The sequence below is a fragment of the Chryseobacterium salipaludis genome, assembly GCF_022968825.1.
GTDB lineage: Bacteria > Bacteroidota > Bacteroidia > Flavobacteriales > Weeksellaceae > Kaistella > Kaistella salipaludis.
Genome location: NZ_JALHKS010000001.1, coordinates 531,764 through 555,855, shown reverse-complemented (window position 1 = coordinate 555,855; position 24,092 = coordinate 531,764). Strand labels below are relative to the sequence as shown.

Genomic DNA, 24,092 nt, shown 5'->3' with positions numbered 1-24,092 from the left:
GCTAGAAAGGTACGGATTTTTCAGGAGCCGGGAACCCGCTTTCCGCTCATACTCCTCGCGCCCACGCTGGGGCCATCGCCTGCTGTGGGGTAACCGCTGCAATCGGGGCTAGGGGAGTCGTTTTATTTGGGAATTTTTATATCGATTGGTAAAGAATCACAAATGCGCCCGGAATTATCAGCTGCAATAAAAAATTTTACCTCGGCAAAACGAAATCACTGTAAAAATCTGCCGCCTCTGCAATCACTTCATCCATTTCCTCCAGTGTAAATACCTCCAGGAATTTTCTTCTGAACTCTTTGAAGTGCGGAATGCCGCGGAAGTAATTGCTGTAATGCTGGCGCATTTCAATCAGGCCGAGCCGCTCGCCTTTCCATTCGGCGCTCCATTCGGCGTGCTGGCGCACGGCTTCCAGGCGCTGGTCCACCGTAGGTTCGGGCAGGATTTCGCCTGTCTCGAAGAAATGTTTGATTTCATTAAAAATCCAGGGATAGCCAATCGCACCGCGGCCAATCATCACACCGTCGCAGTCAAATTTTTGGCGGTATTCCAAAGCTTTCTGCGGTGAGTCGATATCGCCGTTTCCGAAAATCGGAATTTCAATATTCGGATTGTTTTTTACGGCAGAGATGTAGTTCCAGTCGGCTTCGCCTTTATACATCTGCGCGCGCGTGCGGGCGTGGATGGTCAGCGCTTTGATGCCGGTTTCCTGCAGCCGCTCCGCTACTTCCATAATATTAATGGTTTCGGTGTCCCAGCCCAGCCGCGTTTTTACCGTCACGGGCAGATGGGTGGAATTGACGACCGCTTTGGTTAGCCGTACCATCAGGTCAATATCTTTCAGCACACCGGCGCCGGCACCTTTGGATACCACTTTTTTCACCGGGCAGCCGAAGTTAATGTCCACCAGGTCGGGATTCACGGTTTCCACAATTTTGGCCGAGAGTGCCATGGCTTCCTCATCACCGCCGAAAATCTGGATGCCCACCGGTCTTTCATAATCGAAAATATCCAGTTTCTTACGGCTTTTCATCGCATCGCGGATCAGGCCTTCCGAGGAAATAAACTCAGAATACATCAGGTCTGCGCCGTGCATTTTGCACAAACGGCGAAAGGGCGGATCAGAAACATCCTCCATAGGAGCCAGCAGCAGCGGAAATTCGGGCAATTGGATCGGGCCGATTTTTATCATACTGCAAAGATATTAAATGTCAGCTTGTTTTAAAAAAAGATGGAAATTCCACAGAGGGATATTTTTAATTAATGATGACGAGCCCAACCTTTATAAATCAGAACTTGTTATTCGTTGAAGGATATGGATATACAGTGGCGGATACTCCAAACGTGATGTTACGACGTCCTGCCTCCTGAACTTTGCTAAGTAAAAAAATGTTGCCCAAGGTTAATATTCGCATTGGTCGGATCGCATATTTAATATTTTTCCATTCACCTGAGGCTTGTGATATGATTTACAAAGTAAATGGTAATCGCACCAATGAAAATAGTAATTGAGCCGGCGAATCTAATAGGGTATGCCTTTAAAATCTGAAAGTATTATATCGTTTTTTATTTGAATATTTACCCGTTTGTCTAAAGGTCCGCCGTTCGTGTAGTATCCGAAAATTTTCACGGTTTTGCTTTTGCCTTTTCGGCTGAATTCGAGGATATAATTCGCATCAATCTGATTTTCCTGCATCTTCAGAAAATCGAAAACTTTATCATTCGGTTGTATAAGGTCGAAAACGCATTCGTGCAGATGTTCAGAAGTTGTGAACCGCACGTTTTCAATAGCATGGTCCGATTTGTTTTCAACAGAAAACGCAATCCCTTTTTCTTCTGCCGCCGTTTGACAGGAGATTACTGCAAAAATTAATAATGCAGGCAAGATTTTTATCATCATATATATATATTAATTTTCAAGCCAGTAAGCATGCATCGCTTTGAAGAGAAATGTTTGAGGTAACAGCGCAATAGTGAATCTAGTATTATATGCACAGTTATTCTCTTCTGAACTCAATTTGTTTTCCGCCTTGAAATAAAATCATTTTATAGTCCATCGGGTTAAATTCAACTTTTACTCCTGCCTGGTCAAACTTAAATTTGTGCTTACCCGTTGCTTCAAGCGGAAACGCTGGCTGTCCTGTTCCCTGTGCAACCAAAGCGTTTCCCTCTTTCGTAATTGTGATTTTTAAAGGAATTTGTAGAGAAACATAAACACCTAAATACTTGTCTAATTCTTCCGATGTCAAGTTGTAAGTAGCAAATACTGGAATTTCATAAGGTTTTTCGTAAATGATACTTAAAATCTCAATCGCAAAATCATTATGTGGAAACCGTTCTCCGTTCAAAATAAGACTAAATCCCAACCCATCCTTTTCATTATACGCCACTGCTGAGTGGGTACCGTAGGTGGTGCCTCCGTGTCCGGAAAAAATATGCTCCTGAAAAGGGATGCGCATCAATCCTCTGCCAAAGGTTTCTTTTCTCGCAACGTCCGGCTTCATCTGCTTCACACTTTCTTTTTTCAGGATTTTGCTCTGAAATAAATGATATAGAAATGTGTTTAAATCCGCTGTGGTAGCAACCATATCGCCAACTCCGATTACATTTGAAAACTCAAAATCTGTAACTTTTTCCCATTTTCCGTTGTAACCATAAGACGGAAAAACGTTCTTGGTTTTTGAGGTTATTGATGAGAAATTATTAAGATTTAACGGTTTGACAATTTCTTTTGCAACGACTGCAGCATACTCTTTCTTATAGAGTTTTGCTACAATTTTTGTCAAGAGAAAATAACCTGAATTAGAATAATTAACTTTTTCGCTTGGCTGAAAGGAAACGCCTTGTTTAATAATTTCATCAAAAGTTTCTTTCTCGCTTATTTTTTCCGTCAGCCAGGTTACGCTGTCGTTTTTCCTTGTAAAATCGCCTAAACCACTGGAATGTTCCAATAAATTTTTGATTGTAATGTGATCGGAGTTTGGAATTTCTGGATAAAACTTCGAGAGTTTGTCGTCTAATTGTAGCTTGTTACTTTCAATAAGTTTAAATATCAAAGTTGCTGTAATCGTTTTGGTTATGGAACCAATATGATATTTCGTGTCAGCGTTATACTGAATGTCTGTGAGTTTTGACTGCCCGAAACTTCTGTTGTAAACTTCTTTCCCGTCTTTGAAGATGGAAACGCTTCCAATTCCTCTGTCGTTATTTTCAATGTAGCTTATAAATCTGTCAATTTTTTCAATATCGATGTTTTGAGCAAAAACAGTAAAACCGAATAGTAATGCCGTTAATGATATGATCAGTTTAAATTTCATTTATATTGTGGGTTTTAATTGTGCATAACGGTTTCGTATAATCTTCAGTTACGATTCAGTTGCAGGTGTCCAACTTTCTTTAGAAGTTCTGAATAAATCCGGACGCCGTCGAATACGCCGTAATTGCAATCATACAGTGTTGGCTACAGTTTTTTATTTATCAGCTAGCTCATTTTCATCAGTCTCATCACGTGAGAACCGTGCAATTAACATTGGTGTTAAAATACAAACAATTCCAATTATTGGTTTCAATCCGAAATCTCCTATAAAATTCATTATAATTAAATAAGTTCCGCAAGTCAGAAAAATTATATTAACCGGTTTTTTGCCCCAGACAAAACCTCCAACTAAATATGCGATTCCGATCAGAGTGAACATTCCTATGTTGAGAATGTGATTTGTTTCGTCATTGTAATTCAAAAACCAACTTGATAATTTGCCGATTAAGACAATTCCGATAAGTATCAGAAAAAGTTTATGTAAATTTTTTTTCATTTTGATTGTGTTTTGGTTTGATATTGTACCCAACGGAAAAAGTATTGGCGAAGGACGGGCTACTTTGCAGATAATTTCAAAGGAAAACCGACCTGAGCAAATGCTTTTACAGATCTTATAAATTACTGAAAAAAAAGAAAAATGAAATCGAAGATTCTCCGATTCCACTAAAAAAAGTAAAAATTAAGAAGGTAAAACATTTTTGCGGATATTGCTAACTGAATTCTCAAAGACAATATATATCTGATGATAATTTTACTTTTTAAGAATCATATTGTTCACTACCGCAATAATAGTAACTACGATTTGGAATGTTATAAAACCGAAAATATAACTCAGAAATGCCTTGAAATAATTTTTAATTGTTTTGCCGTAAAATTGCCCAATCGCCCATCCTGCATAAATGAAAGCCAAAAAGGCTAGCAAACTATTAGTCACCAATATTTTTGAGGGAAAAAGATTAGCGATAGGCGGTTCTAGTGAAAATATTAACATGCCAAAACCCATCACGAAAGAAATGACAAGAAACGTTTCGTAAAAATTATATCCATATTTTTTAAAAAATATTCTGGCCCAAAATGTTATTGGCATAATCATCAGTATATTAGCATACCCCATGTTTTCCTGAATCCAGATGTTGATAGATGTTAAACTAGAGTCTCCGTACGCTTTGGCCGAAAAATCTGAAGCTATTTTATCCGTGCCGAAAAATTTAGATATCACCGTATAGATTACGGAAGTTATTACAAGAAACGTAATTGGCTTTGTGATTTTTTGTCGGCTCTCATGAATATAGGTACGCAACAAAAGTCCAGGCTTAAGCAGCAGTAATTTAGCAGTGTAGAGAAAACCTTTCTCAAAGCCAATTAAATACAAAACTTCCTGTACCGCGTAATTTCGGTCAATCCTTCGAACGGAATCATTGTCTCCGCAATTCGCGCAGTAATTTTTAGTAATTACATCACCGCAGTTTTTACAAATAATATCCATAAAATGACTTTGATTTATCCTTCTTTAATAAAATGATTTTCTGAAACGCAGCAAAATAAAAAGTTAAGAATAAAGTTCTGAAAATCGTTTAAATCACTATAAATAATATTCTTAGGAATGGTCTAGCCGGCCCACATTCGTTAAATGCTTATTCCTACCGTTTTTACTGCTGATCAATTTTTTTGCTTCTATCCAAAATTTTTACTGATGTTTTCTGCTGGATATAGAAATCCTTTGCTAATGTTCAGTACAATGTAATAGACTTTTCCCCAGAAATCATTCATCAATTGCTTTTGTCATGCGGGTGTTATCTGATTTGCTAATTGAGCATTAGTAAAATGAGTATAAAAGCGACTACTCCCACAATTAATGAAAATGTCTTTGAACTATAATCTTTAATTCGTCCTGAAATCGCGATAGCATAGAGAATTGAAATGAGTCCAATCAGAAAAGAAGCTGTTCCAATAATTCTTGGCAAAAGCAAATCTGTGTTGGTTGTTTCAAATGGATACCCGGGGGTGGTGCGCATTATTATATTGGTCATCGCAAAGATTGAAATAATAAACCCAGCACAAGCCAATGTTAAAGCTTTGAAAAGCGAACTTTTTAATTTGGAATCTGTTTTCGTTCCGTCAATGATGTATAAATTTGAAAATGAAAACCCACCTAATAAAGTACTGATCAGAATCAATTGGCTCGCTAGAGTGTTCCAAAACTCAGATGTTAGTTCAGTCATTGTTTTTATTTTTTAATTATAAAATTGTAAATAAATATTAAAATATGCGAGTTCTTCCTACCGCAGCGGTTCTTTTTTAAAATCTTATAAGGGTAAATGTCGATACGATAACTCGTAACTTAAAGATGATAATTGATGAGCCTTGTTTCCGCTAAAAGTAATTCTTTTATCAATATGATTTTCAAAAACTTCTGTACAATTCAGTTTACTTGCGCTCTATTATAAAAACCCATGTTTCAATAAATGCAGATGTAAAGAGGTGCACTTCCCGCGGCCGCGATGGCAGTGGGTACCCCGCAGCGAGGCGGCGGAACACAGTGGAGCCGACCGAGCGAGGAGTAAGAACGAACAGCGCGAAATGTCCGCCCAAAAAACATAAAAATATCCCGCCTGCCTACAGTGTTTTATCGTGCTGTAGCCTGTTTTCCACATTTGTTAACTCCAGTATCGTCTTGCTGTTATCAATATTGGTATAGTCCAGCTTCACAAAACCATACTGAGGATTAAAATATGCGATCAATTTCGTTTTTCCGATCCTGCTGACAGCCGTCGACTCTACCACAAAGCATCGTATTTTCCCCATTTTTGTTTTTTAGAGTCTGTTTGCCGGTAATCTGATACCTGTATTTATTTTCAATTTGACCGGTCCACAACTTCCAGCGTTTGTCGCTCCAACCATCCCCAATGGTAAGATGCCAGGTCCAGCTGGTTCCGATTTGGTAAGGGGCTTTTATATATGGAAACGGGTTCAACTCCAGAATTTCAAAATACAGATCGCGTGGTGGGTGCATCCACACATTGGCTTCGTTTTCAATTACGCCGGACATGGACCGCCTGTTCTTGTTTTTCATTTGATACGCTAAAACGGTTTGGTTGTAGTCCGGAAGATGATCCGCCATTGGATTGCCATTCAAAACCTCAATTTTTACGGAAGTAATGGTAGCAGAATCAGCGGCCGCCGCGGCAACAAATTCCCATTGATCTTCTATCCCGGTCTCGCGGAAATATTGCGTTCTACCTTCGGGCGTTATATGCTTAAAATTATAATGAAAGGTCTTGCCGACCTTGAAAATAATGTTGTTGTCATTATATTTATTTTTATCTGTCACAGCGGAGTCGAAAACTTCAGCTACGACACCGTCTTCGTCTGCAACCAAAGTATATCGTTTCTCCTGCGATTCATTGCTGGCTGGTTTTGATTTGCAGTAGACAAGGCTTAATAACAAAGAAAGTAGTAAAATTTTGGAACTTTTCATAACGCTTTGTGTAAGAGGTGAAATGGTAGTATTGAGTGTGCAGTAAATAATACTATATTATTAGCAGTTAAATATAATGAAGTTTATATTGCGTGCGCTCGTTTATTAATTCAATTATTTCCAAATTTTTTCTTCAATGCAGGATCAATTAATTTAATGCCTGCAGGTTCTTCTTCATCTTAAATTAATTAGAGTGCAAGAGAGTAGTTCTTTTTGGTAGTAAATTGATATCAACATAATCAGCAAGCCTTTGTCTAATTTCTATTCGAAAGCTTCGAAATTGCGATCATCGCTGATGCTATGTCTTGAGATCACCTCCTTCACCCAATTCCCGCACATACGTTAAATACGCTTCATACTGCTCCAGTACATCATCAATGACCTGTTGTTTGGTGAGGCCCATCAGGTCGTAGCCGCCCGAGCCGGTTTGGGTGGTGACTTCGAGACGATAATAGACATCGTGATCCAAAGCCATTTTGCCGCTGAAGGTTGGGGTAGGCGTGGGAATCATGGCAACCTGATAGTAGAAGTCGTGGCCGCTTTCCGTGGAAACCCGCAGCAGCTGATCCGACGGTCGGGTGGAGTCAATGGTTGATACCGTTTTATCGTGATCAGCGTTCCGGCGTTCGGCTTCATAGCCCTGGCCGCGAAACTCGGCGGCCACTTCGTCCAGCGCCGGGCGAAACACCCGTTCCATGGTTGCGCTGGCCTGGCCCGGCGTGATGATCGCCCAGACTGAAAAGGCGGTAATGACCAGCGAAGAAATAATCAGCACGCTCCAGTTCACCTGGGTCGTTTTGTTCTGCGACAGTTCTTCAGCGCCCCTGCCCAAGTCACTTTTTGGATACCGGAACTTCGTCCTCTGTTTTCGGAGTACGCACGGTGCCGCCAAAACGGCTGCGTTCAAACGGTGTTTTTCCGGAGGGTGTGCTGCGTTCGGAATTCTCGTCAATGGGAGGCTGGTTCATATAGATGGATCTTATAATTATTTTTATGACTGCGTGTGCATCGCGCTGTTTTGGTCAATTAAAAATAGGTAAATGAAACAAATTTCTAGTTACCTAAAATCAGGACCAAACCTCAAAACAATCATCTGACATTCATTAAAGAATTTAAACAACAGATTAAAATTGCCCTGCAGGTTTCGTTGGCACTTAAACAACCGCAAATGCTGCATGGAGAAGCCGGAGCAAAGTTCAGACCGTAACTCAGGCCATGTCGCTACGTGATGCGGATGGCAAGCGATAGCGTGTGAAGCAGAGCAGTTTCTTAAGAGAAGCGATATTACCGTCAATTAACAGATCTTTACCCAAGTTGCACTTCCCGCGGCCGCGATGGCAGTGGTTACCCCACAGCGAGGCGGCGGAGCGCAGCGGACCCGACCGAGCGAGGAGTATGAACGTACAGCGCGAAATGTCCGCCCCAATGATTATGCCTATTATACTGTTTTCAAGATTGCGTAGTTCAATACACAAACCTCCGCTTCCAAAAATATGATGTGGTTGGTAATGCAAAGATTTTTCAAACAAATGCTAAGCATTTTCTTTCCGGATTAAAAGCTTAGTCCGATGTCTGTATTTTCAATAAGGCCTATATACTCAAGATTGCAGATACAACCTTTTATTGTCTGAGGAATGCCTTTGATTTTGACTTCTTTGTTCTGCGGGTCGGTAATTATAATTCCGGCGCTTTTGGTGTCATCTTCTGAAAAATAGGTTCTGTATATCAGATAAGTGTACCCATTGTTTGAAAATCGGAGATTATCTATTTCCATCCCTGCATTTTGTTTGCCACCACCTCTGCGATAGGAGTTATACTGAAACCTATTCCAGCTTTCCGGGGTGCGATCCTTCGGAAATTCGAGTTCAACTTTTCCTGAACTGCCATACCGGTATTGGATATAGCGGTTGCTTCTGTCTTTTGCTATAACGACCTTTTTCTGATTTTTTGTTGTAAAGGAGTAAACGAGCTCCTCGTTGTCATACAGTAATTTGTTATTTTGTGGAAAAGTAGCGTCCACTGTCCTTTGCGCAGCTGAGTGCATACCTATAAATGAACAAATGCATGTTAAAAAGAATGTTGTGATCTTCATAAAATCATGTTTTAATGTTCCATACTTAACCTGCTTAAGATTATAAAATTAAATAATAGGCCAGAAGCGGAACGAGTGAAACTTGCGACCCTTGCGCAGGAGCGTACAGCGCGAAATGTCCGCCTAATCATAAAAGAAAAAAAATGGCCTCGAGAAAGCGTTTGCAGATAAACGCAGAACATCATTCGCAGGAATAATCCAACAGGAGCTTGCGTCTGAAGTCTTTAGTAGCAAGTACCAGTTAAAGCGGTACTTTTTTAATCAAAATCATGATGCGTGTCATCCTTCGAGTTGCGGTGTACAAACCACATCCCGATGGTGAGGCCCACCACGCCGGCAAAGGCGGTCATCAGCGCGCGCTCCAGCTTATCGGGGAGCTGATTGCCCAGATAATTGAACAGGAAAAGGACCACAAACGTAATGGCCGCAATAATAAGGTATCGGGTGCTTTTAATATCCATAGTTAAAGGGTGTATCCAATCATAATGCCGCCGCGGTACGGTAGCCATTCGCCGCTGCGGTTCCAGGTGCGGCCGGGTTCGTCATCGTAGCGAACGGGCAGCGTTTTGTGTTTGCCTTTATAGAAAGTCTGCACGCTGCCGCCGGTCAGAAAGAAATCCAGCTTCCAATGCTCGCTGAGCGGTACCTGATAGCCGACGGTTGCGCCCAACATAAAACCGAAACCATCCTGGTAAAGGTCTTTCACATTATAAACAGGCTGACCTTCTTTATATTGATACGTGCCGTCGCCCCAGTAATTCCATTTTTCCATAATGAAACGGATACCGGAAATATTGGCGCCCATATACCATTTATCAAAAGCTTCGGTAAAATAATACCGGCCTTCCACGCCGGCAGAATATACCTGCAGATAACGGCCAAAAAAAGATTTCCATGGTGAAATAAAAACGTCGCCCTGCAGAGTGTACTTCTCACCGAGCTGATGTTCCAACGCGGCATTCAGGATTCCTGCCGGCAGAAACACCCCATTGGCTTTTATAACGTTTTCAGGCTTTTTTGAAACGGGTTCCGATTGAGCGCTCAGGAGCGCAGACTGCACGAGGACAGCAGATAGCAGCAGTTTTTTCACAGGTAATTGTTACAGGCTTTCCAGCAATTGGCGGGCAGCGGTAGCATCGGCACCGGTGCGGGCAGCGAGGTTGAGGGATTGTTCGGCGTACATTTTTGCGCCTTCTTTGTTTCCAGTTTTAGCATAAAGACGTGCGAGCACAAATGTATTATCCGCACTTTCGGCTTTCATCACGGCTTTTTCGGCCCAGATCACCGCTTTTTTAAGGGAAGCGGGCGTCTTCACATATTCGCTGAAAATCCAGGCGGCTTTCAAGAGCTCGTCCGGATTAAATTCTTCGGTGTTTTTATAATATGCCAGGGCGGCCTGCTCATATTCGTCAAACTTTCCAATGGTCGGGTAATAAATCACCTTCATTCGCTGCAATGCCGTTTCAGCATCGGTTTTCCCGACCAGCGGTGTGGCTTGCTGCCGGAAGTAAGCGTCATTAATCAAACCTGTCGTCTGGTCCACTGCTTTTTCCATTACCGCGGAGATTTTAATATTCACATCAAACTGATGGTAAATATCTGGTGACATGATCTGCTCGATCTCAGCTTTCCGTTCGCGGAAAATAGCGTAGTTCGCATCATCCGGTGATTTCAGGAAGAAAAGCAAAGTGCCGATTTCATCACGCGTCAGCGGCTGACCTTTTTTAACCTGAAAATAACGCTCAGATACTTTTTTGGCAAAATCATAATCGGTCTGTGCATTGGCACGCATCATGTTCAGCAGCAGTTCAGGATTTTTCTCTCCTTCGTTAAAAAGTTCGCGTGAGGATTTTGTGGCAAGTTTCGGCTGATTGGCTTCCCGGCCGACCTGCAGGAAATCATTTTCCACCATATAGCCATAGCTTTGAAGCACGACTTCGCCATCACCATTCAGAAATAAAAAGGAAGGATAGGAACGCACGCCATATTTTTGAGCGATTTCGCGGCCTTCCCCTTTTTCCATATCATAGCGCACGTTGATAAAATTGTCATTATAATATTTACCGACAGCCGGTTGCGTAAACACATTTTTCTCCATCAGTTTACATGGGCCGCACCAGGCAGCAAAAGCGTCCATGAAGATGAGTTTCTTTTCCTTTTTTGCCTGTGCGAGCGCGGTTTTAAAATCGCCGTCGCGGAACGTGATTCCCTCCTGCGCGTACCATAAAACGGCTGTACAGAAAAGAACGAGAGACAGGGCCTTTTTCATTGCATTTTTAGTGTGAAAATTTCCTGCGAAGATACTTATAAAAAATAAAGTAGGCAGAAAACGCGTGGCTTTCATTGTATTAAACAAGGCAGACGCAGTCAATTGAAATTAGTAAGAAAGAAGCGTGCATTACGAAATATGGTATACTCACAAAAAAAAACTCCGGGCCGGCCGGAGTTTCAGTTTTTATTCTGGTTTATAAGAATCTTTTAAGGTAACCGTTCTGTTGAATACCAGTTTTTCCTCGCTGGAGTCGCGGTCTTTGGTAAAGTAGCCGATGCGCTGGAACTGATACGGTGCGCCTACCCTGGCATCCTTCAGGCTTGGTTCCGCAAATCCCTGTACTGTTTTTAAACTTTCCGGATTCAGCAGGTCCATGAAATCAGTTTCTTTTTCGGCGTCCGGTTCCGGATGGGTAAACAGTCGGTCATAGATGCGGACTTCTAGCGGCAGGGCATGTGCTGCTGAAACCCAGTGCAGGGTACCTTTTACTTTTCTTAAGCTTTCTTCCGTGCCGCTGCCCGATTTGCTCAGCGGGTCATAGGTCGCATAAATGGTCGTAATCTCGCCATTCTCGTCTTTGTCTACGCTTTCTGCTTTAATAATATAGGCAGATTTCAGGCGCACTTCACCGCCCAGTTTCAAACGGAAGAATTTTTTGTTGGCTTCTTCTTTAAAGTCTTCGCGCTCGATGTACAGTTCCCGTGAAAAAGGCACCTGGCGTGTGCCGGCATTTTGGTCTTCCGGGTTGTTTTCCGTTTCCAGCCATTCTTCCGGGCCTTCGGGATAGTTGGTAATCACCAGTTTCACCGGATCCACCACGGCCATCACCCGGGTTGCGATTTTGTTCAGGTCTTCGCGCACAAAAAATTCCAGCAGCTGAATGTCAATCATGTTCTCACGCTTGGCAACGCCCACACGGTCAATAAAGTTCTTCAGCGCGGCCGGTGTATAACCCAACCTTCTCATGCCGGAAATGGTCGGCATCCTGGGATCGTCCCAGCCGGTCACGGCGTTCTCTGCCACCAGCCTCTGGAGTTTGCGCTTGGAGGTTATCATATAGGTAACATTCAGCCTGGCAAATTCGCGCTGTTTGTTGCGCACGGTTCCTTCAGCGTACACCTGATCCAGGTACCAGTTGTACAGCGGACGGTGGTTTTCAAATTCCAGCGAACACAGCGAGTGCGAAATTTGTTCGATATAATCAGACTCTCCGTGTGCCCAGTCGTACATCGGATAAATCTTCCAGTCGGTACCGGTACGGTGGTGCGGCCGGCGCAGGATCCGGTACATCACCGGATCGCGCATATTCATATTTGGTGAAGCCATATCGATTTTTGCACGCAGTGACATGCTGCCTTCCTCGAACGCTCCGTTTTTCATTTTTTCAAACAAGTCCAGGCTTTCTGCCACGGGACGGTTGCGGTATGGTGATTCAATGCCGGGCTCAAATGGCGTTTTGCGCTGCGCCGTAATCATTTCCGACGATTGCTCATCCACGTAGGCTTTCCCGTCTTTAATCATTTGCACCGCCCACTTATATAACTGTCCGAAATAATCAGAAGCATACACTTCTTTATCATATTTGAAACCCAGCCAGTCAATATCAGCTTTAATGGAATCCACGAATTCCTGTTCTTCTTTCTCGGGATTGGTGTCATCAAACCGCAGATTGACCGGTGCGTTATATTTTTCGCCCAGCCCGAAATTAATACAGATGGCTTTGGTGTGGCCGATGTGCAGATAACCATTCGGCTCCGGCGGAAACCGAAAGCGCAGTTGTTCTTTCGGCATACCCGCTGCCAGGTCATCTTCTATAATTTGTTCAATAAAATTGAGGGATCTTTTTTCTTCTTCCATGGAAATGTTCTTGCGGCAAATTTACGCAAAACTGCAGTATGCTAAAAATCATGTAACTGCATCAAAAAGTGCTATGCAGATTCAGATTATTTGCTGAAATTTGCACTCTTAAAAACCGACAAAAAATAAGCATAATCATAATATGGCTGTAAAAAGACTTTGTAATAAAGGTTTTGGCATAGCAGGTTGATAACTGAATGGTGCATAATTTGCCATTACGGCATTATGATTACAACGGGAATTGAGAAGGGACACAACTTCAAAACACAACAATCAATCCTGATTATCTGATGAAAAAAAATGAGTACATGTGCCCGGCAGAGCCTTAATCTGCCTTGGTTTACTTTCTCGGTTTCTGCGGCGTTTTTGTGTCATTAATAACCAAAACCAACATGCAGAAATTAGTACTCTTTTTTATAAGCCTCTGCTTTGCATCTCTGATGCCGGCTCAGCAGTATTGCAATAATGCAAAAGTGACGGATGCGCTCGGGAATGAGGATGTCCTGATTAATTGTGCGTATCCGTTGCAGGGCGAGTGTCTCTCCCTTAAAGTGGCGTATCCCACCTTTCACCGTACGGAGACCTATGAAGTATCGCCTGCGAATTTCCAGCCGTACGGACAATTCAACGAAGGAACACCGCTGCACGCGGATGCGGATGATTTATTTTTGAAGAAAGTAACGCTGCCTTTTGACTTCTGCTTCTTTGGCAATAATTACCGCGAGGTGGTGATCGGAACCAACGGTATGCTGACGTTTGAAAGTGCGCAGTTTGGGTCCATTAATTATCCGAATGTAGAGGAACAGAACCCTAGCGAGGCACTTCCGCGTGCCAGTATTTTCGGGGCCTTCAACGATATGGTGTTCCGGCCGGATAATGATTCCGAGATTTATTACAGTATTACCGGCGTGGCACCCTGCCGCAAACTTGTGGTTAATTTTTATCGCGGGCGCTTGGTTGGCTGCGAACAGCTCATATCTTCCCAGATCGTCTTGCACGAAGGTTCGAACATCATCGAAATCTTTGTGGAGAACAAGCCGTTGCCCTGCAGTACGGCCAAATTTAAAAATGCCTTAATCGGGATTATTAATTTCGATCGTACCGTCGGTTATTCACCGGAGGACAGAAACTCCGGTGTTTGGATGGCGCAGAATGAAGCATACCGCTTTGCTCCTTCCGGCGATGCTGTTACGCCTTCCGTTCATTGGCTTGATGAAACCGGCAAGCAGGTCGGTTCCGGTGATACGGTAACGGTATGCCCGGACCAGAATAAGAAATACACTGCCAAAGTCAGCTATCCGCTGTGCGGGGCGCAGGATTTTGTGCTCGAAGATACAGCCACGGTAACCTTCGCGCCGGATTTTCCGCTGGCCCGAAATTACAACCATGTTTTTTGCGGCTCCGCCAGCCAGACGGTGAACCTGCGCGATTACCGCAGCCAGCTCACCAGTCAGAATCCGGATGATTTGCTGTTCACTTTCCACTTAACCGGGGATGATGCCGTGAGCGGTGCGAATCCACAGCCCGACCAAGCGCAGGTAACTGCCGCCCGCACCTATTATGTGCGTGTTCAGAACCCCGGCGATCCCGATTGCTATCGCGTGGCCGAACTAAATTTCAACCTTATATCACAAAGTATGCTTACCCATCAGGTGACGTTGTGTGATAATGAAAATGATGGCGTTGAACGTAATTATCTGCTGGCTCAGTTAAATGACAAATTATTTGCGGCACCGCTGAACGGTACGCTGCAATACTACAGAACAGAGCAGGATGCAACTGCCGGTACAAACGAGCTGAAACGCGCGGACCTGACGGCCGGAATGCAGTTATTTGTGAATTATAAGACACAGAACTGTAATCAGGTTTTCGGGCCGGTTACCATTAACTTTACGGCGTCGCCTGATATCACATCGCCGATACAAGTGAAGGTTTCAACCTGCGACTTTAAAAGAGACAATACGGAACCGTACGATTTTCTTGCCGTAGTCGGTCCGAAGATTACTACAAATCCTGACTTTACGATTACATTCTACCAAACCAGAGCGCAGGCACTCAGTGGCAGCGGCCCAAGCCTGACGACCATTCGGGAAGGAAAATATGAAGTCTATGCCCGCGTGGAAAACAGTGCCGGTTGCTATAGTATTGCGGTTATTGAAATGGATGTTTTCTTTACCAAAGTAGAATCGATCCATTATACCGCGAGCCTTTGTTTCGACGGAACCGAAGATGTCGCGGTTGATTTATCCCAATATGCACCGCTGATGCTGAAGCAGTCGCCCGTAGGGATTACCACCGGATATTTCAAGTCGGAAGCAGATGCCGAACAAAATCAGAATGAAATTTCGCCACAGCAGTTGATTACGGATAACGGAAATCTGATTACCAAGGTTTTCTATATCCGGTTTGCCGATGCCACCGATTGCTTTGCGGTGAAACGACTGACTGTTAACCTGGTGCACGTGGTCATTGCCAAAGATGCCTTCACCGCCTGTGACCTGAAAAATGATGGCCGGGAGGAAGTGACTTTAGCTGACTATAGTAAAGAGATTGCCGGAAATCAGAATGCAGTGGTTTCTTATTTTAAAACCCAGGATCAGGCGAATAGTAATACCGGTCCTATCAGCAAAGCAGAAGTGAACGGTACACTTACTTTGTATGTGAGAATCACGAGCTATGGTTGTTTTAATATATTCCCGATTGAGATTAAATTAACACCAACGCCTGATGTGAAGCCGGTTGTCACCCTGACTAAAAACGCAGTGTGTGATAATAATAACGATGGCGAAGAGCCGGTGAATCTGGCGGTGATGGAAAAGGAAATATTTAGCGATGCAGGCGTTTCTTTTGCTTATTTTAAAAAGTATAACCCGGATACCCATGCGTTTAGTGAACCGATTTCTGATCCCAAAGCGTACGTGGTGGCCGGTGCCGGGAAAGTATTTGTACGCGTATCGTACGCTGGTGGCTGTTCTTCCGCCAGCGAAATTAATATCAGGCTTCACTTCCTGCCGGCTATTGTGCTGCAGCCAGCTGCACTTCAGAAGTGTGATTATGATTTCAATAATAATGAATCTTTCGTGTTATCCGACGCAGTTTCTCAATTATATCAGCCGGCGGAAAATACCTATCCTTTATCGGATTTAACTATAACGTATCATAAAACAAAAGAAGCTGCGGACGCAGGCGGCCCGCAAATTAAGAGTCCTTTTGTAACAGCGCGCTCGCTTATTACTGTTTGGGCAAGGTTTACTTCCAAAACAAATGGCTGCTATTCCGTAGCGCCGGTGGAACTTCAGAGCTATATGCCGCCGAAAGCACGAAATTCAACCATTGCTGATATCTGCGACCGTAACCTGGATGGTTTATATGAATTGGATCTTACAGCGCATACGGCCGGTATGGTGTATCAGGCCAGCCAGAACAATATTTTTAAATTTTATAAAACGAAAGCAGACGCAGAGCGGAATGTAAATCAAATTGAAAATCCTGCTCAGTTTGAATTTGAGCCGTCTCTGACCCGAATCTGGGTGCGCGTGGAAAATATTCCCGGCTGTTTTGATGTTGCGACGGTGGATCTTCGGACCGGTAAAAAAGTAACCCTCAATCCGGGCCCTTATCTTATTGATGAATGTGATGCGGGTAATGACCAGTTGGAAACCGTGGATCTGACACAGTTTGAACGACAATTGTTTGCCGGAACCGCGCAGTTTACCTACTATCCGACTTTTGAGGATTTAAAGAAAAATCAGAACCAGATTCTGGTACCGAACGCGTATCTGTTTAACCAGAAATCCGGCAGAAATACCGTTGTGGTCAAAGTAAATGCACCCGGTTTCTGCCCTGAAAAATCAGAAATTACTTTGAAGCTCAGGACTACGCCGATGTTCACTGTTCCGGACCAATATTTCTGCCCGGGCGTTCCGATTACCATCGCACCGGACCTGTCAGAATTAGACCTCACCGGATATGAATGGCGCAACCCGGCGAATCAGGTAGTGGGCACCACGGCGAAACTTCCGAACGTGAAGAGTGAGGGAACGTACCATCTTACCGTCACGGCGCGCAATGGCTGCACGTTTACCGCTCCGGTAAAAGTATTTGCCTACGAAGTTCCGGTTATTACGAAATTGGTGGCGGAAGGAAATACCTACACCGTAATTGCTAACGGCAGCCGGAAAATTTTGTATTCCATCGATGGTAAAAACTTCCAGGAAAGCAATGTCTTTACCAATTTGCCGGCAGGCGTCATCGATTTCTACGTGAAGTTTGCGGATCGCGAATGTTTGGGCGAAATGAAGCAGGGCCTGATTTTAAATGTGAAAAATGCCTTTACGCCCAATGACGATGGCCGGAATGACACCTGGGTTATTGACGATTTATATGTATTCGACGGCAAAACAACCAATCTGAAAATATACAACCGTTACCAGCAGAAAATTTATGAACAGGACAGCGCCACCCGATTGGAATGGAACGGGAAAACCGCCTCACGTGTCGTGCCGACTGATTCCTACTGGTACGTTCTGACACTGGCAGACGGCCGCGTCTTCACCGGCTGGATTATGGTGAAAGACCGAAATTAATGTAAGGTCTGAAACGAAAAAAAGCAGGTTCGTATCTTTGCAGTATGAAAAACTGGGATGTCATTATTGTAGGCGCAGGTCCGATCGGTCTGAACTGTGCGCTGGAGGCGGAAAAAGCAGGATTGAGTTATTTGATTATTGAAAAGGGAACCATTGTGAATTCACTTTTTAATTATCCGCTGTATATGACTTTTTTCTCCACGGCGGAGAAACTGGAAATTGCCGGAATTCCCTTTATTTCTACTGCACCAAAACCCGGGCGGCGCGAGGCCTTGGAATATTATCAGGGCATTGCTCGCCAGCGTGAAATCCGGCTGCATCTGTACGAAGAAGTGCAGACGGTGGAAAAGCGCAAAGAGGGTTTTCAGGTAAAAACCAATAAAGCTGAATATGCAGCGGCACACGTCATCCTCGCGACCGGTTTTTATGATATTCCCAAATTAATGAATATTCCCGGCGAGGATTTGCCGAAAGTGAAACATTACTATTCGGAACCGTATCCGTATGCTGCACAAAAAGTCGTGGTAATCGGCGGTAGTAATTCCGCCGTGGATGCTGCGCTGGAAACCTACCGGAAAGGGGCAGAGGTTACCATGATTGTACGCCATCAAACCATTTCCGACAGCGTAAAATACTGGGTGCGCCCGGACATTGACAACCGGATTGCGGAAGGAAGTATTGCCGCACACTTCGGCGCAGAACTGCTGGAAATTAAAGAACGGTCCGTAGTGTTCCGCACGGCCGACGGCAAAACGCAGGAAATTGAAAATGATTTTGTTTTGGCGATGACGGGCTATCTGCCCAACTTTGACTTGCTGTCGCGCTGCGGCATCGAATTACAGGGCGATTGCCTTAATCCCGTTTTTGATGAAAAAACCATGGAGACCAACGTGCCGGGATTATATTTGGCAGGTGTGGTCTGCGGCGGAATGGATACCCATTTATGGTTTATAGAAAACTCGCGCATTCACGCTAATTTAATCATGGCCGATATTATACGTAAAAATAAGACCGTTTAGCTTTTACACATCCTCAATTCATCGCCGGTGAGTTCCAGCGGCGAAGGCGTGTTGTTTGTAAACAACGCGCCGGTTCCCAGTCCCTGCGGAAGCATCGGGTTCTTCGTGTATGTATATTGCGCAATTGCATTCAGTCCTACATTGCTCTCCAGCGCGGAGGTAATCCACCAGCCAATTTGCAAATCTTCCGCGGCGTTTATCCATTCATCCGTTCCGGAAATTCCACCGACCAACGAAGGTTTTAATATAATATATTGCGGCCTGATGTTTTCCAGCAGCGCAATTTTATCCTCATTTTTTACAACCCCGATCAGTTCTTCATCCAGTGCAATCGGCGTGGGCGTGGTGGCACAGAGTTTTTTCATTTCTCCGGCCTGCCCCGCTTTAATGGGTTGCTCAATCGAATGTATGCCCAAATCGGAGAGTTGCTGCAGCACTTCAATAGCTTCGATTGGGGTAAAGCCGCCATTGGCATCCACCCGAAGTTCCAGTTGATCTTCCGGAAACTGTGTCCGCAACTGCGTCAGGATGTTCCATTCTTCCCTCCAGTTAACGCCTATTTTTAATTTAATACAATCAAAGCCCAGCTGCAGTTTTTCCTGAATCTGCTCCTGCATAAAAGCCGCATTGCCCATCCAGATTAAACCGTTGATTTTTATAAAAGCCTCACCATTCGTGAAAGCGCTGGGGAAATATAGGTCGCTTCCATGTTTCAGGTTGAGAAGTGCCTGTTCATAGCCGAACCAAATGGAAGGGTACTCTGTAAGCGCAGTTTCAAGCTGCTCTTTTTCTTCATTAATGTGATCGCATAGCCATTGCAGCATCTCTTCGTAATCCGGTGTGTCGTCATAACTTAAACCACGAAAGACGGCGCATTCTCCTAAACCGGTTTTGCCATTTTCGGTTACTTCCAGGAAAAAGGTTTCTTTCGTTTTTAAAATGCCGCGCGAAGTGCCGCCCGGTCGTTTAAAAATCAACTCATGGCGACGGTAAGTAGCTTGTTTCATAAAAAAAATGTCAGAGCGTTAGGCTCTGACAAATGTATTGATTTAAATAAAAAATTATTTCGTTTCGGCGTTTTTCATAAATTCTTCTGCTTTTTCCACCATCTCGTAGCTGCCGCAGAAAAACGGGACGCGCTGGTGCAGTTCCGTAGGTTCTATTTCCATGATGCGCTGGAAACCGTCGGTTGCCTTGCCGCCCGCCTGCTCTGCAATAAATGCCATCGGGTTGCATTCGTACAGCAGGCGCAGTTTTCCGTTCGGTGATTGCGAAGTGGAAGGATAAATATAAATTCCGCCTTTAATCATATTCCGGTGAAAGTCGGAAACCAAACTGCCGATGTAGCGGGAAGTGTACGGGCGCCCATCCTCTTCCATCTGGCAGTATTTTAAATAATCTTTTACGCCCTGCGGGAACTTAATATAATTTCCTTCATTAATGGAATAAATTTTTCCTGTGCGTGAAAACTGCATGTTGGGATGCGACAGGTAATAAGTGCCGAGGCTCGGGTCTAGCGTGAAGCCATTAACGCCGCGGCCGGTTGTAAACACAATCATGGTAGAGGAACCATAAACAACGTATCCTGCTGCGATCTGATTCACTCCTTTTTGCAGGAAGTCATCAATCACCACCGGTGTGCCCGGTTCAGAAACGCGTCGGTAAATCGAGAAAATAGTTCCCACAGAAACATTCACGTCGATATTTGAGGAGCCGTCCAGCGGGTCTATTAATACCACATATTTACTCAGATGCGCATTGCAGCCGGCCTGAATTTCAATAAAGTCATCGTTTTCCTCGGAAGCAATGCCGCAGACCACCTCGCGCTGGGACAGGGCTTCGATGAAGATTTCATTGGCCAAAACGTCCAGTTTTTGCTGTTCCTCACCCTGGATGTTTTCATTGCCGGCTTTGCCGATGATATTTGCAATTCCTGCTTTGTTTACTTCGCGGTTCACCACTTTGGAAGCCAGGCGGATGGCGCTGAGCAGGCGGGAGAGTTCACCGGTAGAATACATGAAATCCTCCTGCTTATCAATGATAAATTCACCGAGGGTTTGAAACGACTGTTCTGACATTACTTTTACTTTTAGATTTGCGCAAATTTCGGAAAATTCTTTTATATCCGGACTATGAATTTCCGCTTAAAACGAATAGCCTGAAAGCTTTACGGATTGAACTTTTGCTTTATTCTTCAGACATGATTTGTCTTGTACAACCACGCTGATATCCATCGGGAAATCATTAATTTTGCGCCCGGCAGCCTGTGCTTTTCTCTGCTGTGTTGCTGTAAATCTTTGTGCCCATGAATGTTTTTAAATTTGGAGGAGCTTCTGTGAAAGATGCGGACGGAATCCGAAACGTTGCCGAAATTCTCAGAATGCAGCCGCAAGGCGGCCGTGTCGTCATCATTTCCGCTATGGGGAAAACCACCAATGCGCTGGAAGCGGTCGTGCGCGCATATGCGGATCAGCAGCCGTATCAGGAACTTCTGCAGGCTATTGTAGAAAATCATCTGCAGGTAGCAGCTGAACTATTTACAGAAACAGACCATCCTTTATTTGCTGAGATTCAGAAGTTTTTTGAGGAAGTTATTTTCTTCCTGGAAAGAAATAAGTCGCCGGATTATAATTTTATCTATGATCAGGTCGTAAGCAGCGGCGAATGGGCCAGCTCCAAACTATTGAGCGCCTATCTGAACAGTATTGGTTTTAAAGTCAACTGGAACGATGTGCGGGATTACATTAAGACAGACAATACTTACCGTGAAGCAAATGTAAACTGGGCAGAAACGGAAAGCCGAATTCAGAAACTCGACCGTAACACCTGTTATATTACGCAAGGTTTCATTGGTTCGGATGCCAATAATTACACCGTAACACTGGGCCGCGAAGGGTCAGATTATTCAGCGGCTATTTTCGCCTACTGTCTCGGCGCCGACTCGATGACGATCTGGAAGGATGTGCCCGGCGTGATGACCGGTGACCCACGCAAGTTTAAGGACGTGGAACTCCTGACGCATATTTCCTACGAAGAAGCAATTGAAATGGCTTATTACGGAGCCAGTGTTATCCACCCGAAAACCCTGCAGCCTCTGCAGCAGAAAAATATTCCTTTTTTCGTGCGCTCTTTTGTGAAGCCAGAAGAGGCCGGAACGCGCGTAGGAAGCGGCGGAGATCCTGTGCTGAAGGAATCCTTTATTTTAAAAGAAAATCAGCATTTCCTGCGGATTGCCACGCGCGACTTTTCCTTTATCGCAGAGGAACACATGAGCCTGATTTTTTCACTGCTGGCGAAATATAAAATTAAAATTTCGCTAATGCAGAACTCCGCCATTTCGCTGGATCTGTGTGTAGAAGATTTATACGGCCACACGGCAGATTTTGCGCGTGACCTGGAACAGGGTTTTGAAATTCAGGTGACCGATGGGGTTTCTTTGTTTACCATAAGAAATGCTAATTTAGAGCAGTCAAACCAATATTATCTGCACCGCAATGTTTTGCTGGAACAAATTTCCCGCAAGACGGTACAGGTAGTCATTAAATAAAAGTGCCCATGAGCCTTATTTCCAAAAATGACCTGATACAGGCCAGTGGCCTTTCGCGCATCGGCTTTCTGAAAAATCCGGTAGCATCTGCGCTGATGCGGCTTACGAAACTGAACGAAGTGAATAAGTTGTATGACGTGCTGAAAGATAAGAAAGGCCCGGACTTTTTTGATTCCTTTGTTCGCGAGCGGGAACTGAAATACATTGTTTTTGAAGAAGACCTGGCGCGCGTTCCCAGAACCGGTCCTTTTATTTTGGTGTCCAACCACCCACTGGGCGCGATCGACGGGATTTTAATGACAAAAATTCTGACGGAGATTCGTCCTGATTTTAAAATTATGGGCAATTTCTTATTGGAAAAAATTGAACCGATGCGTCCGTATGTTATTCCGGTGAATCCGTTTGAAAAACGAAAGGAATTGCGCAGCAGTGCGTCCGGCATGCGCGGTACGCTTCAGCATTTGCAGGAAGGCGGTTGCGTGGGCATTTTTCCGGCCGGCGAAGTTTCTAACATGAATAATTCCTATGGTGAAGTGCTGGAAAAAGCCTGGGAAACACCGGCGCTGAAACTGATTAAAAAAGCGAAAGTTCCGGTAGTGCCGATGTACTTTCATGCAAAAAACAGCCGCCTTTTCTATCAGGTAGCGAAAGTACACCCCGATTTGCAGACACTCCTGCTGCCGGCGGAAATGATGAACAAGCGCGAAGAACCCATCCGCGTGCGTATCGGCAAACCGGTGTCGGTTAAAATGCTGGAAGATCATGACAGCGTGGAAGAAATGGGTGAGTTTCTGCAAAAGAAAATCCATTTGCTTAAATCCTATTACGACAAAAGAAAGTCCTTGGCTGAGCGGCTTAATCTGCCCAACCTGAAGCTGAATTTCCCGCTGATGAAGGAAGCGAATGTTGTGCAGAATATCATTGATCCCACACCGAAGGAAGATCTCCTGCGCGAAATAGCAGCCCTGCAGAAAGAGGATAAAATGATGTTCCGCAATGCCAACTATGAAGTGTATTTTGCGCAGTACCAAGCGATCCCGTCTATCATGCGGGAGATTGGCCGGCAGCGCGAACTTACTTTTCGTCAGGTAGGTGAGGGGAGCAACCTTCCTTTTGACCTGGATGAATATGATGAGCATTACCACCATCTTTTCCTTTGGGACAGCGAGGCGGAGTGTCTGGTGGGCGCCTACCGTATGGCGCTGGGCAGCGAGGTGATGAAAAAACACGGCTTACAGGGCTTTTATACCAGTTCGCTTTTTGAATTTGATCCCGAACTGCGGCCGTTCTTCCGAAAGGTGATAGAAATGGGCCGCGCTTATATTTCCACGGAATATCAGCAGCGTCCTTTGCCCTTATTCCTGCTGTGGCGCGGCATTGTACATGTGTGCCTGCGTAATCCTGAACATAAATTCCTGATGGGCGGCGTCAGCATCAGCGATAAGTTCTCTGAATTCTCAAAGTCGCTGATGATTGAGTTTATGCGCTCCAATTATTACGATTCTGCTGTGGCGCAATATGTGCATCCCAAGCATGAATTTAAAGTAAAACTAAAGGAACGAGATAAGCATTTGTTTTTTGATGATGTGGAGGCGGATCTTAACAAGCTGGATAAAGTGATCGACGACCTGGAACCGGAAATGCGTTTGCCGGTGCTCATTAAAAAATATATTAAGCAGAATGCGAAAGTAATTTCGTTTAATGTGGACCCAAGTTTTAATGATGCGATTGATGGTTTAATGTACATCCGGATCAGCGAGCTGCCGGAGAGCACCATCAAACCGGTACTGGAAGAAATGAGCGAACAGATGCGCCGGGAGGAAAATAATGAGGCTGAAAATCAGTAAGGTCAGCTTTTAAAAAGAAATATTCTGCCAAAGGACTTGCTTTGTATTGAAAATGTTTCTATTTTTGCACCACTCAAT

At 44.2% G+C, this 24,092-nt stretch carries 21 protein-coding genes; 4 read left to right on the top strand and 17 right to left on the bottom strand.

Features of this window, described 5'->3' with window-relative positions; genetic code table 11:
• Window positions 1-196: 196 nt before the first annotated feature.
• The 15 genes from dusB to MVI27_RS02475 form a co-directional block, all read right to left on the bottom strand.
• Window positions 197-1,192, bottom strand: a complete 996-nt coding sequence (gene dusB / locus MVI27_RS02535) for a tRNA dihydrouridine synthase DusB (protein WP_246959113.1) — start codon at window positions 1,190-1,192, stop codon at window positions 197-199.
• A 330-nt stretch (window positions 1,193-1,522) separates the two neighbouring features.
• Window positions 1,523-1,900: a hypothetical protein gene (locus tag MVI27_RS02530; protein ID WP_246959112.1), complete on the bottom strand. Its 378-nt coding sequence runs from the start codon at window positions 1,898-1,900 to the stop codon at window positions 1,523-1,525.
• Between the two features lie 97 nt (window positions 1,901-1,997).
• A complete protein-coding gene (locus MVI27_RS02525) occupies window positions 1,998-3,317 on the bottom strand; it encodes a serine hydrolase domain-containing protein (RefSeq protein ID WP_246959111.1) in 1,320 nt (439 codons plus the stop codon).
• 153 nt (window positions 3,318-3,470) lie between these two features.
• A complete protein-coding gene (locus MVI27_RS02520; RefSeq protein WP_246959110.1) occupies window positions 3,471-3,812 on the bottom strand; it encodes a sodium/glutamate symporter family protein in 342 nt (113 codons plus the stop codon).
• 255 nt (window positions 3,813-4,067) lie between these two features.
• Window positions 4,068-4,802, bottom strand: a complete 735-nt coding sequence (locus MVI27_RS02515; RefSeq protein WP_246959109.1) for a DUF3667 domain-containing protein — start codon at window positions 4,800-4,802, stop codon at window positions 4,068-4,070.
• 319 nt (window positions 4,803-5,121) lie between these two features.
• A complete protein-coding gene (locus tag MVI27_RS02510; RefSeq protein WP_246959108.1) occupies window positions 5,122-5,538 on the bottom strand; it encodes a hypothetical protein in 417 nt (138 codons plus the stop codon).
• 394 nt (window positions 5,539-5,932) lie between these two features.
• The gene (locus MVI27_RS11840) at window positions 5,933-6,058 is read right to left on the bottom strand and encodes a hypothetical protein (protein WP_281432062.1); all 126 of its coding nucleotides are present in this window, start codon (window positions 6,056-6,058) and stop codon (window positions 5,933-5,935) included.
• On the bottom strand, window positions 6,042-6,794 hold the full coding sequence (locus MVI27_RS02505) for a hypothetical protein (RefSeq protein WP_246959107.1): 753 nt from the start codon (window positions 6,792-6,794) through the stop codon (window positions 6,042-6,044). Before MVI27_RS02505 ends, MVI27_RS11840 begins: the two co-directional genes overlap by 17 nt.
• 298 nt (window positions 6,795-7,092) lie before the next feature.
• A complete protein-coding gene (locus tag MVI27_RS02500; protein WP_246959106.1) occupies window positions 7,093-7,626 on the bottom strand; it encodes a hypothetical protein in 534 nt (177 codons plus the stop codon).
• A 1-nt stretch (window position 7,627) separates the two neighbouring features.
• Window positions 7,628-7,762, bottom strand: coding sequence for a hypothetical protein (locus tag MVI27_RS11835; RefSeq protein WP_266213246.1), 135 nt, complete (start codon window positions 7,760-7,762; stop codon window positions 7,628-7,630).
• A gap of 584 nt (window positions 7,763-8,346) precedes the next feature.
• A complete protein-coding gene (locus tag MVI27_RS02495; protein WP_246959105.1) occupies window positions 8,347-8,886 on the bottom strand; it encodes a hypothetical protein in 540 nt (179 codons plus the stop codon).
• 257 nt (window positions 8,887-9,143) lie between these two features.
• Window positions 9,144-9,347, bottom strand: coding sequence for a hypothetical protein (locus tag MVI27_RS02490; protein WP_246959104.1), 204 nt, complete (start codon window positions 9,345-9,347; stop codon window positions 9,144-9,146).
• Window positions 9,348-9,349: 2 nt separating this feature from the next.
• A complete protein-coding gene (locus MVI27_RS02485; RefSeq protein WP_246959103.1) occupies window positions 9,350-9,976 on the bottom strand; it encodes a DUF3575 domain-containing protein in 627 nt (208 codons plus the stop codon).
• 9 nt (window positions 9,977-9,985) lie between these two features.
• Window positions 9,986-11,155: a thioredoxin family protein gene (locus MVI27_RS02480; protein WP_246959102.1), complete on the bottom strand. Its 1,170-nt coding sequence runs from the start codon at window positions 11,153-11,155 to the stop codon at window positions 9,986-9,988.
• 186 nt (window positions 11,156-11,341) lie between these two features.
• The gene (locus MVI27_RS02475) at window positions 11,342-13,015 is read right to left on the bottom strand and encodes a glutamine--tRNA ligase/YqeY domain fusion protein (protein WP_246959101.1); all 1,674 of its coding nucleotides are present in this window, start codon (window positions 13,013-13,015) and stop codon (window positions 11,342-11,344) included.
• A gap of 392 nt (window positions 13,016-13,407) precedes the next feature.
• Here MVI27_RS02475 and MVI27_RS02470 point away from each other — a divergent pair, with 392 nt between their 5' ends.
• Both MVI27_RS02470 and MVI27_RS02465 read left to right on the top strand, forming a co-directional pair.
• Entirely contained in the window at window positions 13,408-17,601 is a 4,194-nt protein-coding gene (locus MVI27_RS02470; protein ID WP_246959100.1) for a T9SS type B sorting domain-containing protein, read from the top strand.
• Between the two features lie 44 nt (window positions 17,602-17,645).
• Entirely contained in the window at window positions 17,646-18,620 is a 975-nt protein-coding gene (locus MVI27_RS02465) for a YpdA family putative bacillithiol disulfide reductase (protein ID WP_246959099.1), read from the top strand.
• Here MVI27_RS02465 and menC read toward each other — a convergent pair.
• Window positions 18,617-19,627 carry an o-succinylbenzoate synthase gene (gene menC / locus MVI27_RS02460; RefSeq protein ID WP_246959098.1) on the bottom strand — a complete coding sequence of 337 codons (1,011 nt, stop codon included), beginning with the start codon at window positions 19,625-19,627 and terminating at the stop codon, window positions 18,617-18,619. The genes MVI27_RS02465 and menC overlap by 4 nt on opposite strands.
• A gap of 54 nt (window positions 19,628-19,681) precedes the next feature.
• Complete coding sequence (gene fbp, locus MVI27_RS02455) at window positions 19,682-20,698, bottom strand: class 1 fructose-bisphosphatase (RefSeq protein ID WP_246959097.1); 1,017 nt, start codon at window positions 20,696-20,698, stop codon at window positions 19,682-19,684.
• Window positions 20,699-20,925: 227 nt separating this feature from the next.
• On the opposite strand from fbp, the gene MVI27_RS02450 reads away from it, so the two are divergent.
• The gene (locus tag MVI27_RS02450) at window positions 20,926-22,167 is read left to right on the top strand and encodes an aspartate kinase (protein WP_246959096.1); all 1,242 of its coding nucleotides are present in this window, start codon (window positions 20,926-20,928) and stop codon (window positions 22,165-22,167) included.
• Between the two features lie 8 nt (window positions 22,168-22,175).
• Window positions 22,176-24,014 carry a bifunctional lysophospholipid acyltransferase family protein/GNAT family N-acetyltransferase gene (locus tag MVI27_RS02445; RefSeq protein WP_246959095.1) on the top strand — a complete coding sequence of 613 codons (1,839 nt, stop codon included), beginning with the start codon at window positions 22,176-22,178 and terminating at the stop codon, window positions 24,012-24,014.
• Window positions 24,015-24,092 lie beyond the last annotated feature (78 nt).